The organism is Paradevosia shaoguanensis (assembly GCF_016801025.1).
GTDB classification, from domain to species: domain Bacteria; phylum Pseudomonadota; class Alphaproteobacteria; order Rhizobiales; family Devosiaceae; genus Paradevosia; species Paradevosia shaoguanensis.
On record NZ_CP068983.1, the window covers coordinates 4,167,124 to 4,178,699 of the forward strand.

An 11,576-nucleotide genomic window follows, 5' to 3' on the forward strand; every position below is an offset into this window, starting at 1 on the left:
ATGCCCCCGCGAAAGACCTTCGCCTCTCGCAGGAACATTTTCAAGCAGCGCAGGACTTTATCCGCGTCAGTTCGTGACGATGCAGTCGCCGCGGGCCGACTTGATCTGGCTGCAGAGGTAGTTGGCGCTCTGCATGGAATCGGTCGGGACGCGGACGCGGTAGTAGACGCCCTTGGCACCCAGGTCGACACGCTGCACTTCGGGCAGCACGCCACCAAGGATCTTGCCGTAGCGCTGGTTGATATCGACCAGCGACTGGCGCGCCACGCCCTCGTCGCGCTGCGAGGAAAGCTGCACATAGGCTGCCGCCTGCGTGCCGGAATTGGACGTCGCCGCCGGAGCCGGCGTCTGCGGCTGGGTGGCCTGGGCCGCCAGCGCGCCGATCGGATCGTTGACCACGGCATTGACCGCATTGGTCGGCTGCGGGCCGATGGCCGCAGTCTGCCGGTTGGTCATGCGCGGACGCGGCACGGGCGCCACCGTGCCCGGAGGCGTAACGTTCTCGGGCGCAATCGTCGTCGCCGTCGCGTCAGCTGTCGGCGCGGCTGGCTGGGTCGAAGTCTGGGCGCCCGCCAACGGCGCAGGCGTCGTCGCCGGCTGGTTGGCAGCCGCGGTCAGCAGGTCGCTGTTGTCGAGCGTGGCATTGGGCACCGCCGGGACGTTCGGACGATCGACGGGAAGCTGCTGGCCACCGGCCAGGGCATCGTCGGCGTTGACGATCGTGCCGTCGGGACGAACGGTGACCGTGCGCACCTTGCGGTTCGCCAGGCCTTCGTCGCCATTGACTTCGGTCGGTGCGATGGCCGCGACATTCGCGGTGTCACCGGTCTGGTCGCGCGAAACGAGCTGCTCGGCCGCCGGATTGGCGTTGCCGCCCGACAATTCGTTGAGCACCACCGAGGCCGGCGGCGTATCGGTCGTCGTCGGATTGGCTGGCGGCGGTTCCTTGACGGGCGAAGCGTCAGCGGTCAGCACGGGGGCCGTACCGTCGCCACCACCGACATTATTGCCCAGGATCCAGTAGAGACCGCCGCCCGCAACCACGAGCAGCGCCAGCGCGGCGCCAAGCCCAATGAGCGGACGGGCCGAACGGCTGCTGAACGCAGCCTTGCGCGGCTTCGCAGCAGGAGCCTCGATCGGGGCAGCCTTGATGCGCTCCTCGCCGGACGCCGGCGGAACGCGACCTGCCTCGGCCCCGCTCGCAGCGGCAGCCGCGAGGATTGCAGCTTCGGCGCCGCCGCGGTCGTCGCGAATGGGACGTGCGGTGGCACGCGGAATCGGAGAAGGACCACGCGCCGCCGGAATGGGCGAGGACGGACCACGGGTCTCGATCTTGGCCGCCGCTTCGTGGCGGATCGAGGAGCCGATAAGGCTCTCGATCTCATCCATCGGATCCATCGGTGCTTCGGGCGCCGCGGGCCTGGTTTCGGCAACGGGAGCGGTCGGAGCAACCGGTGTGGCCTGCGACGGCTTGGCGTTCGAGCCAACGCCAAAGACCGGCGGCACGGCGAAACGATCGCTCTGCGACTTCGGCTGCGCGGTGAAATTCACGGCGCGCAGGAACGGCTTGGGAGCGGGCTCCTTGGCGGCAGGCTCGGGCTCGGCCGTCGACGACTGCACCGTGCTGGTGCCTTCGTCGCCCGCCGGATGATCCTCGACCGGAGTAGCCGGCGTCGCATCGCTGAGTTCGGCGGCGATGAGATCGGCAATCGCGTCGTGGCTATCTTCGACCGGAGCCGGCGCGACAGGCGCCTTCTCGGCTACCGGCTCGGAAATCTTGGCAGTGCCGAAACCGAAATCGAAATCATGGGTCGTAAAGGCGACCGGCTCGCTCTTGGCTGGCTCGTTGTTGACCGCTGGCTCAGGCGCACGCGAAAGCTGCGCCGGAGGGGCGACGATGGGCTCGGGGCGCGGCGCTTCAGCCCTGGGCATCTCGACGCGCGGCGAGTCAGGCCGGTGGGCCTCTGCCTTGGGTGCTTCGGGAACAGGACGGGCCGGCGCCACGAAGGACGGCATGGGATTGGCTGCCTGCGGGCGCTCGACCACAGGCTCGGCGCGCTGTGCGACGGGCTCGGCGACAACAGGATTGTCGACGCGCGGCGCAGCCGGGCGCGGCTCCATGACCGGCTCCTGGCGAACGGGCTCAGCCGGCTTTTCGGCGGGACGGCTAAGCCGATCCTGCCAATTCACCAGCGGCGTCGGATGCAGGCTATCGGCCGCCTTGGGAGGCGCGCCGAAATCGAAGCTGAACTTTTCGTCGGATGATGCGTTTTCAGGCGGACCGGGAATACGAACGCCCGCAGCAGGCTTGGCCTCCTGCGGCGCAGCAGCCTCAGGCTCGGGCGCAGGGGCCGGCTGTGCCGGCCGCGCATCCGATGCCATCATGCGCGCGAGTTCGGCAATCAGGTCGTCCGAACCATCGGATTGACCAGTCGATTGCTGCGGTTTGGCTGTGCTCATTAAGCAGCGCCCCTAGTAATTGTCTCTCGGAAACTCAGGCCCCCGCCGAGGTTTTCCGCTAGTCAGCACGCCAATGCGCCCGAATTATGAAAGCTCCTCTGGCGCCGACACTCCCAATAGTGTCAGACCATTGAGCAGTACCTGTCGGACCGCATCGACCAATGCGAGTCGTGCAAGCGTGAGTTTCGGTTGCTCAACGTTAACAAACCGTAATTGTGGATCTTCCTTGCCTTTCGCCCAGAACGCGTGGAAGGCCGCGGCAACATCATGCAAGTAAAACGCGATACGATGCGGCTCGTGAGCGACCGCCGCAGCAGCAACGGTGCGCGGCCAGGCCGCCAATACTCTGATCAGTTCCAGCTCGGCCGGATGCACCAACAGCCCGAGATCGGCCGCCTTGATCGTGGCGTCGGAGAGATCGAGCGCCGGCAGATCGCGCGCAGCCGTCCGGAACACCGAGAACGCCCGGGCATGCGCATACTGCACGTAGAAGACCGGGTTGTCGCGGGTCTGTTCCTTGACCAGCGCGAAATCGAAATCCATGGCCGCGTCGTTCCGGCGGAACAGCAGCATGAAGCGCGTGGCGTCCGGCCCCACTTCGTCCACGACATCGGCGAGCGTCACGAGATCGCCCGAGCGCTTGGACATCTTCACGGGCTCGCCGTTCCGCAGCAGCCGCACGAGCTGGCAGATGCGCACGTCGATTTCGGCCTCGCCCAGCGAAACCGCCTTAACCGCCGCCTGCAACCGCTTGATATACCCGGAGTGATCGGCCCCGAGCACATTGACCATGTGGTTGAACCCACGCAGGTACTTGTTGCGGTGGTAAGCGATGTCGGCCGCGAAATAGGTGTAGGAGCCGTCGGACTTGATCAGCGCGCGATCGGTATCGTCGCCGTAATCCTTGGCGCGGAAGAGGGTCTGCTCGCGATCTTCCCAATCCTCGGGCGTCTTGCCCTTGGGCGCCTCGAGCCGGCCCTGGTAGACCATGCCGCGATCCCGCAGCCATTGCAGCGTCAGGTCGATATCACCGCCCTGCCCGTGCAGTGTCTTCTCGGAGAAGAACACGTCGTGCTTGATGCCGAGCTTAGCAAGGTCGGCCTTGATGAGCTCAAGCATTGCCGCCAGCGCCCGTTCCTTGACGAGCGGCAACACGGCGGCCTCGTCATCCTTGAGCAGCCGGTCGCCGAATTCTTCAGCCAGCGCCTTGCCGACGGGAACGAGGTAGTCGCCCGGATAGAAGCCCGGCGGAATCTCGATCTTCTCGCCCAGCGCCTCGCGGTAGCGCATGAGCGCGGAGCGCGCGAGCACCTCCACCTGCCCGCCGGCATCGTTGATGTAGTATTCGCGCGTCACGTCGTAGCCGGTGAAGGCCATGAGCGATGCCAGCGTATCGCCATAGACGGCGCCGCGGGTGTGCCCCACATGCATGGGCCCGGTCGGATTGGCCGACACGTATTCGATATTGACCTTCTCGCCGGCGCCGACATTGGAGCGCCCGAAATTGTCGCCCTCGCTGCCGATCGACTTGAGCACCTGCTGCCAGACATGATCCGCGAGCCGGAAATTGAGGAAACCCGGGCCCGCGACTTCAACCGAAGCCACGTCATGATCGTGCTTGAAATGCTCGGCGAGCGCCGTCGCCACCTCACGCGGGTTCTTGCCCAGCGGCTTGGCGACGACCATCGCGGCGTTGCTCGAAATGTCGCCATGCCCGGCATCTCGCGGCGGCTCGACCACAAATCGGCTCAGCAGCGCCTTGTCGAGCTCGGGAAAGAGCACGTGCAGCGCAGCGGCGATGCGTGTCGAGAAAAGCGCGAAGACGTCCATGGTAAACCCGTTGATGGAAAGGCTAGCCGGGTTAGCGGAATTCCGGGCGAGCGTCAAACAAACGGGCATATTCGTCAAGCGCGTACGGGTCCGTCATGCCGGCCACGAAGTCGGCGACGACCCGCGCCCTGCCCGCATCGTCCCCGGCACGCGCGGCCATCTCGCCCCAGCGCCCGGGCATGCCTCCGTCTTCGAAATAGCGGTCGAAAAGCGCCGCAACCACGGCCTCTCCGCGCCGCACCGGCTCCATCACGTTCTCATGCCGGTAGACATTCTCGAAGAGGAAGCGCTTGAGCCCGAGTTCGTCCTCGGCGACGCTTGCCGAGAAGCGGATAAGCGCCTGCCCGGCCCGTCGCACGTCATCGGCGTTCTGCGGCTCCACCATCGCGATCGCGCTCGATGAGGTGACGATCACATTCTCGATGCTGCGTGTGATGAGTCGGCGCTGGATCTCATGGGTCTGCCGGCTGGGCTCGATATCGGGCCAGAGCTCGAGCACTTCGCGCACGATGGCACCCACCAGCGGCACGTCCATGAGCTGCGGCAGCGACAGCAGGCCGGCGCGCAATGCGTCGTCGATGTCATGGGCGTTGTAGGCAATATCGTCGGCAATCGCCGCCGTCTGCGCCTCAAGGCTCGCATAGCTGGTCAGTTGCAGCGGCGCATTGACGGGGATTTCGTCGAGCCCGGGCGGCAGGCCCTCCTTGACGTAGCGCCCCACGGGATTGCCCGCCTCGTCGATCAGCGGACCATTGTGCTTGAGGATGCCTTCAAGCGTTTCCCAGGTGAGGTTGAGGCCATCATGGGCCGCATAGCGGTTTTCGAGCAGCGTCACGACGCGGAGCGCCTGCACATTATGGTCGAACCCGCCCCATCGTGCCATCTTGTCGTGGAGCACGCGCTCGCCGGCATGCCCGAACGGCGTGTGGCCAAGGTCATGGGCAAGCGCCACCGCCTCGGCAAGGTCCTCATTGAGGGCGAGAGCCCGCGCCATCGAGCGCGCCATCTGGCTCACTTCGAGCGTATGCGTCAGCCGCGTGCGGAAATGCTGGCCTTCGTGATGCAGGAAAACCTGGGTCTTGTGCTGCAGGCGCCGGAAGGCGGTCGAATGGATGATCCGGTCGCGATCGCGCTGGAATTCCGAGCGCGTCGGGCTTGGCCCGGGGCTGAAAAGTCGGCCCCGGCTCTGCTCGGGATCGGAGGCATAGGGAGCAAGCTCACTCACGATTGACGACGAGCCTCTTTTCAAGTCGATACAAGGTTATTATTTTAAACTGCCCTCCCAGCAAACGGGCCGGAAAGCAAGATGACCGAATCCCTAGCCCCCGTAAACGACGTCACCATGACCGATCGTGCCGCAAAGCGCATTGCGCGCATCCTTTCCAAGGAACCGGAAGGGACCGTGCTGCGCATCTCCGTTTCCGGCGGCGGCTGTTCAGGTTTCCAGTACGAATACAATCTCGTGCAGGAAGAGGCTGGGGCCGATGACCTCGTGCTGACCAAGGACAGCGCAAAGGTCCTCATCGATTCGCTCAGCCTCGAATTCATGGGCGGCGCGCAGATCGATTTCGCCGACGATCTCATCGGCCAGGCGTTCCAGATCAAGAACCCCAATGCCGTCGCTTCGTGCGGCTGCGGCACCAGCTTCGCCATCTGAATCGACTTCCAGTCCGGGCCAATCTACGTTTTCCTCCTTTGGCTGATTTGCTTTAGGGGATGCCAATGGATTTGCAGACTCGGCTCGACGGCGCCATCGAGGGTGCTATTTCGCGCGGCAGGATCGTAGGCGCCGTTCTTCTTCTCGCGCGTCACGGCGAGGTCATCTATCGCCGGGCGGCTGGCCATTTCGACCGCGAAGCCGGCAAACCCATGCGCGAAGACGCGATCTTCCGGCTCGCCTCGGTCACCAAGCCCCTGGTCGCCGCCACCGCGCTTGCCCAGGTCGAACGCGGCCTGCTCGGCCTCGACAATGCGGTGGCCGACTACCTGCCCTATTTTCGCCCGCGCCTCGCCGACGGCACCGAGCCGGCTATCCGCATCCGACACCTGCTCACGCATACATCCGGCCTCGGCTACGAATACCCAGGCGACCCCGAGATCAACACGGGCCTCCTCGAAACCGACTTCGACTTCGAGGAGAACTTCACCCGCCTCGCCGGACAGCCCCTGTTCTTCGAGCCCGGCAGCCGCTGGGAATACTCTCTTGCCGTTGATGTTCTGGGCGCGATCGTCGCCGGCGTGCATGGCTCCACTCTCCACGACGCGCTGGCGCACTACATCACCGGCCCTTTGCAGATGCGCGATACCGGCTTCCATGTCACAGACAACGGACGCCTCGCGCCGCCCTATGCCGATGCCTCGCCCCAGCCCATCCGCATGCCCGACCCGCATACCGTGACCAATAGCAAGGATGAGAGCACCTCCTTCTCGCCCGGCCGCATCTTCAACCGTCGCGCCTTCCAGTCAGGCGGCGCCGGCGCGGTCGGCACGGCAGGCGACTTGCTGCGCTTCTTCGAGGCCATCCGCACGGGCGGCACGCCGATTCTCCTCAACGAGACGGTGGCGCAGGCCGTGCAGAACCAGATCAGCGACGTACCGCGCCGCGAGGAAGATGCGGGCCGCCGTTTCGGCTGGCTCGGCTCGGTTCTTGTGGACCCAAGCGTGGCAGGAAGCCCGCAGGGCGCCGGCACCATCGACTGGGGCGGCATTTACGGGCATAGCTGGTTCGTCGATCCCGTGGCCGGCTACACCATGATCTCGATGACCAACACCGCTGTGGAAGGCTGCACCGGCAGCTATCCCGACGAGATCATCGATGCCATCTACGATCGCCAGCCAGACTGAACCCGAGGAGCGCACGATGCGGATTGCCACCTGGAACATCAACGGCGTCAGGGCCCGCGAAGGCGCCCTCAAGCAGTTCCTCAAGGAATACCAGCCCGACATCCTGTGCCTCCAGGAGATCAAGACAGTCGATGAAGGCTTCCCAGTCGCCGAGGTCGAGGGCATGGGCTACAACGTGGCCACCCATGGCCAGAAGAGCTGGAACGGCGTCGCCATCCTCTCCAAGATGCCCGCCGACGAGATCACCCGCGGCCTGCCCGGCGATGATTCCGACGAACAGGCGCGGCTCATCGAGGGCGTTTTCTCCGTCGAGGGCGGTGCCATCCGCGTCTGCAACATCTACCTGCCCAACGGCAATCCGGTGGACAGCGAGAAATTCCCCTACAAGCTCGCCTGGATGGAACGGCTGATCGCCTTTGTCGAAGAGCGCCTCACCTATGAGGAGCCGTTCATCCTGCTCGGCGACTTCAACCTGATCCCCGCCCCCATCGATGCTCACGACCCGCAGGCCTGGTGGGGCGACGCCCTCTTCCGCCCGGAAAGCCTCGAAAAGTTCCGCGCTCTCGCCAATCTCGGCCTGACCGACGCCCTGCGCGCCACGACCGACGAAGCCGCCTATACCTTCTGGGACTTCCAGGCCGGCGCCTGGCGCCGCAATGCCGGCATTCGCATCGACCACCTGATGCTTTCGCCCCAGGCCGCCGACCGGCTGGAAAACGTGACGGTACACAAGGACGTCCGCGGCTGGGACAAGCCAAGCGATCACGTGCCGGTGGAAGGCGAGTTCACGTTCTAGAGCGGCCGCGACCGCGAACCGCCCCCCAAAAACAAAAAAGGCCCGGCTTGCGCCGGACCTCACACTCCGCCCTGCCACCGCTCAGTGCGCGGTGAATTGCGGCCCATATTTCTTGACCATCTTGCCGGCATCCGTGCGCTCCTCTGGCGTTGCCAGCGACATGGCGCTCGTCAGCAGGTCGTTGACCCAGCCTTCGTCGGCCGTGCCCACCGTGCTGCGGTGCGCCAGCGTCAGCCACATCAGGCCTTCGGCCGGCTGCGCCTGGATGCCCTCGCCGTTGAACAGCAGGTCACCCAGCTTGGCCTGGGCCGCCACGTGCCCCTTGCGAGCCGCCAGCGACAGCCAGCGCGCGCCCTGGAGCGGGTTGATACCGACCTTGTCGTCCTCGAGGAACAACTCACCCACGCGATACTGCGCGTCGGCATCGCCGAAATAGGTCGCCGCATGCATCAGCAGGGCATAGGAGCGCCCCTCATCGGCCGCAATGCCGGCGTCGGGCAGGCCTTCCTTGTAGTATTCGCCGACCTTGACGAAGGACTGGGCCACGATATCGGCCTCAAGCCCCTTGGGTGCGGCATCCGCATGGTCGTTGGCGATCTGGGAGAAATAGCCGAACGCCTTGACCGGGTCCTTCTCCACGCCCTCGCCGTTCTCGTACATCATGCCGAGACGGTAGAGGGCCATGGGCTGGCCGGCATCGGCGGCGCCCTGCAGCGCCGACATCAAGGCCTCGTTGGATACGCCGCCACCGGCGCCATCGAGCATATTGGCCATGTTGAGCGCGGCGTCGGCCGCAGTCTGGCCGGTCGCGGCATCCGCAACGGCGGGCGGCGGGTCCTTGGGAGGCAACGGCGCCCCCATCATGTCGTGAGGCGGCATAGGCGCAGCCATCATGCCAGATGGCGCACCTGGAGCCTGCATGGCAGCGTCCTGGGCCCAGGCCGGCAGCGCGGTACCCGCACCTGCGAACACCGAGGCCACCGTAACGGAAATCAGGGCCGATCTAACCCCAAATGTCCGCATGACACTCCTTCGCGCCCTCGTCACAGGCTCCGACCGCACCCCAGTGCGTCATTCGGGCCTGCTGGGCAAACATCCAATCCATCCCAGAAACGATCTGGGTCTCGCGCGGCGCCCAATCACGCTTACGCCGCTCAAACTCTTGCCTGGCATCGGAAGCGCCGCAAAACGCCTTCGACTTCAGAGTGATCAAGTCGCCATCCCGTGGGAGTGCGATAGGGCCGCAAGTAGCCGTTTCGGGCAAAAGCCCGACACAGTACCCCCGCATTGCCCCCGAAAACTGGCTGCCGACATCCTGGGCGACGTGTTCGCCTTCGCCGAAGCCTGAAATTGCCGCTGTTACAGCCGGCACATCATTTGCCCCTCGCCCATCCCGAAAGCGTTTCACGGAAGTGCGGAAGCTATGTCTATGGCTGTACGCGTGATTTGTGACCGGATTTAAGCAAACTCGTGCCCGAACCAAGCCATTTGCCGCCTGATCGCCGCGAGGGCTGGACCCGATGCGCCGCGGCAACACCCGCGCCGCTGCCCCGGACAATTCCTGTCCGCGACGAGCCGGCATGGCCTGCCTCTCAAAGCGCCGAGCGATGCTCAATCCAATCCCCCTTGCCCACCCCGGATGCGCCGGATGGGACCAAGTTGCCGGGGACGGATAAGGTGAATCGAACGCCTGCACATGCAGCCGCCTTACGATACCGCCCCCAGTACCGGTCTCCGGTCGGTTTTAGGTGAGATTGTGGCGCGGACCATGGCCAAATGGTTGACGCCCGGGACCTTGCGCGGGATTCAGCCCTTGTGTTGCACAAACAGCACGCAGCGCAGGGCCCGCGTCATGCAGGGCCACCTGCTCGCAAGCGAGCGCTAGAACCTGTAGCCAAGGCCGGCGCGAATATCGTGCGACGACACTGCCACTCCGGGATAGACCGTATCGAACGTCATGTCCCGGCTACCCAGGTCGGTGTAGCGGTATTCGAGTCGGCCGAACCAGTTTTCGTTGAACGCGGCTTCCGCGCCGGCGCCTGCCGTCCAGCCGAAGCGAACCGCAGAATCGGGGAACACGGCGTTGACGGGACTGGTCGTGGAACCGCCCCCGTTCGCGATAGCAAGGCCGGCCGTGGTGTAGAAAAGCAGCGTATCGACCGCAAAACCGAGCCGCGCGCGCAACGAGCCCTGCCCGTTTATGTAGGCGTTGCAGCTCCAGGCTGCATTCGTGCACGGCTTGGTCTGGTTGAAGCCGGAATATTCGAGGTCGGCTTCGACGCCATAGACGAAATTGCCGGACTGAAAATTCACGCCGCCAAAGATGCCGCCCATCATGGCGTTGCCCGAAATATTGCCGGCTGCGCCCGCGTCGATCCGGACACCCTGCCCGCCCAACGCCGCGCCGATATAGCCGCCGCTCCAGTCGTAGCCACCCGCCATCACGGGTTCTGGTGTGGCAGGAACATAAAGATCAGCAGCCAGGACCGGCGTTGCCATCAACGACGCCACAACAACAGCAGAAAAACGAAACATTCCGAGCCCCCCCAGAAACAAAATAAACTACTAAACTATGGCTAAAAACCCCAAGAACAATAGCAGCGCAAATGGTAACTGCAAGTCTAGCGCGGCAATCTAGAGCCACTTTCGGGCACGCATCCACCAGATGCAGAGCCCGGCGACTGCAATCAACAGGCCCATGACTACCCAGAAGGCGTGTGGATCGTCCGCATAGGGGATCGGTACGTTCATGCCGAAAATGCCGCTGAGGACGGTCAGCGGGGTGAAGACCACCGTCACGGCGGCCAGCACGAGCATGGAGCGGTTCATCTGTTCCGCCCGGCTATCCATGATCTGCTCGTGAATGAGCACTGCGCGTTCGGAAAGCGCCTGCAACTCGTCGCCCAGCCGCGCCGTGCGGCTCGATGCCTCGCGCAGCCGCGCCCTGTCGCGGCCGGAGAAGAACGAGAGGTCTTCGATCTCGAGCGTATTGAGTACGTCGCGCTGCGGCCAGAGCAGCTTGCGGAAGCCGATGAGCGTGCGCCGCAGATGCGCCAGCTTAGCACGGCTGTCGGCGCTGTGCTCCAGCATCAGCTCTTCCTCGATCGTGTCGATGGAATCGCCCAGATGCTCGATCAGCGGCTCGATACGATCGCTCGCCCGCAGGCCGAGCCGCGCGACGAGATCGGCCGGCGAAACCGGCGCGTAATGGCTCTGAGCCCAGTTCGCAAAGCCGAGGAATTCCGGAATATTGAGCTCGGAAGCAACGATCACCCTGCCCTTTTCGAGCCAGATGCCGAGCAGTTGGCGGCCAAGATCGTCGGTCTTGGTGCCGGGCCGCGCCACGCGCAGCACCACGACGGCCTTGTCATCGAGCACCGTGCAGCGCGAGCGCGTGCTCAGCACCGTCAGCGCGTCCGCGTTGAACGGGCCGAGCTCGCTCTTGAGCCACATCTTGAACTCGGGCGATTTCGAATTGCCCGAGATCAGCATGAAGCCCTTGGGCGGCACGACGACGGTTTCGGCGTCAGGCGGCACCCGCTTGACGCCGCCCTTGCCGTCGAAAACCAACACCACTCCCGGCGCCTGTGCGGCAGAGGCCTTGATCTCCGCTGCGCTCTTGTCGGGAACGATGTCGTCCATCGTG

General features: G+C 64.8%; 10 protein-coding genes. 3 read left to right on the forward strand and 7 right to left on the reverse strand.

The annotated features are described in order from the left end of the window. Positions 1–66: 66 nt before the first annotated feature. From JNE37_RS20265 to JNE37_RS20275, 3 genes are all read right to left on the reverse strand, one after another. The gene (locus tag JNE37_RS20265) at positions 67–2,460 is read right to left on the reverse strand and encodes a hypothetical protein (RefSeq protein WP_203064591.1); all 2,394 of its coding nucleotides are present in this window, start codon (positions 2,458–2,460) and stop codon (positions 67–69) included. An 84-nt stretch (positions 2,461–2,544) separates the two neighbouring features. Beyond that, entirely contained in the window at positions 2,545–4,290 is a 1,746-nt protein-coding gene (gene argS, locus JNE37_RS20270) for an arginine--tRNA ligase (RefSeq protein ID WP_035037547.1), read from the reverse strand. A 31-nt stretch (positions 4,291–4,321) separates the two neighbouring features. Next, a complete protein-coding gene (locus JNE37_RS20275) occupies positions 4,322–5,515 on the reverse strand; it encodes a deoxyguanosinetriphosphate triphosphohydrolase (RefSeq protein ID WP_246513383.1) in 1,194 nt (397 codons plus the stop codon). 81 nt (positions 5,516–5,596) lie between these two features. On the opposite strand from JNE37_RS20275, the gene JNE37_RS20280 reads away from it, so the two are divergent. The 3 genes from JNE37_RS20280 (at position 5,597) to xth (ending at position 7,930) form a co-directional block, all read left to right on the forward strand. Further along, complete coding sequence (locus tag JNE37_RS20280; RefSeq protein ID WP_035037545.1) at positions 5,597–5,947, forward strand: HesB/IscA family protein; 351 nt, start codon at positions 5,597–5,599, stop codon at positions 5,945–5,947. 65 nt (positions 5,948–6,012) lie between these two features. Then, on the forward strand, positions 6,013–7,134 hold the full coding sequence (locus tag JNE37_RS20285) for a serine hydrolase domain-containing protein (RefSeq protein ID WP_203064592.1): 1,122 nt from the start codon (positions 6,013–6,015) through the stop codon (positions 7,132–7,134). Between the two features lie 16 nt (positions 7,135–7,150). Beyond that, entirely contained in the window at positions 7,151–7,930 is a 780-nt protein-coding gene (gene xth / locus JNE37_RS20290) for an exodeoxyribonuclease III (RefSeq protein ID WP_035094967.1), read from the forward strand. 81 nt (positions 7,931–8,011) lie between these two features. Here xth and JNE37_RS20295 read toward each other — a convergent pair whose 3' ends face one another. The 4 genes from JNE37_RS20295 to JNE37_RS20310 form a co-directional block, all read right to left on the reverse strand. Further along, positions 8,012–8,953 carry a tetratricopeptide repeat protein gene (locus tag JNE37_RS20295; RefSeq protein ID WP_203064593.1) on the reverse strand — a complete coding sequence of 314 codons (942 nt, stop codon included), beginning with the start codon at positions 8,951–8,953 and terminating at the stop codon, positions 8,012–8,014. Further along, positions 8,934–9,512 (reverse strand): dihydroxy-acid dehydratase domain-containing protein, encoded by a 579-nt coding sequence (locus JNE37_RS22885; protein WP_281736441.1) that lies wholly within the window; start codon positions 9,510–9,512, stop codon positions 8,934–8,936. Before JNE37_RS22885 ends, JNE37_RS20295 begins: the two co-directional genes overlap by 20 nt. Positions 9,513–9,811: 299 nt before the next feature. Then, entirely contained in the window at positions 9,812–10,429 is a 618-nt protein-coding gene (locus JNE37_RS20305) for an outer membrane protein (protein WP_203064594.1), read from the reverse strand. Positions 10,430–10,564: 135 nt separating this feature from the next. Continuing rightward, complete coding sequence (locus JNE37_RS20310) at positions 10,565–11,572, reverse strand: CorA family divalent cation transporter (protein WP_203064595.1); 1,008 nt, start codon at positions 11,570–11,572, stop codon at positions 10,565–10,567. Between the last annotated feature and the right edge of the window lie 4 nt (positions 11,573–11,576).

What these genes read in the sequence shown, in the direction of transcription:
- JNE37_RS20310 (WP_203064595.1), bottom strand. Translation starts at nt 11,572, where the DNA reads ATGGACGACATCGTTCCCGACAAGAGCGCAGCGGAGATCAAGGCCTCT.
- xth (WP_035094967.1), top strand. Translation starts at nt 7,151, where the DNA reads ATGCGGATTGCCACCTGGAACATCAACGGCGTCAGGGCCCGCGAAGGC.
- JNE37_RS20305 (WP_203064594.1), bottom strand. Translation starts at nt 10,429, where the DNA reads ATGGCAACGCCGGTCCTGGCTGCTGATCTTTATGTTCCTGCCACACCA.
- JNE37_RS20265 (WP_203064591.1), bottom strand. Translation starts at nt 2,460, where the DNA reads ATGAGCACAGCCAAACCGCAGCAATCGACTGGTCAATCCGATGGTTCG.
- JNE37_RS20280 (WP_035037545.1), top strand. Translation starts at nt 5,597, where the DNA reads ATGACCGAATCCCTAGCCCCCGTAAACGACGTCACCATGACCGATCGT.
- argS (WP_035037547.1), bottom strand. Translation starts at nt 4,290, where the DNA reads ATGGACGTCTTCGCGCTTTTCTCGACACGCATCGCCGCTGCGCTGCAC.
- JNE37_RS20285 (WP_203064592.1), top strand. Translation starts at nt 6,013, where the DNA reads ATGGATTTGCAGACTCGGCTCGACGGCGCCATCGAGGGTGCTATTTCG.
- JNE37_RS20295 (WP_203064593.1), bottom strand. Translation starts at nt 8,953, where the DNA reads ATGCGGACATTTGGGGTTAGATCGGCCCTGATTTCCGTTACGGTGGCC.
- JNE37_RS22885 (WP_281736441.1), bottom strand. Translation starts at nt 9,512, where the DNA reads ATGCCGGCTCGTCGCGGACAGGAATTGTCCGGGGCAGCGGCGCGGGTG.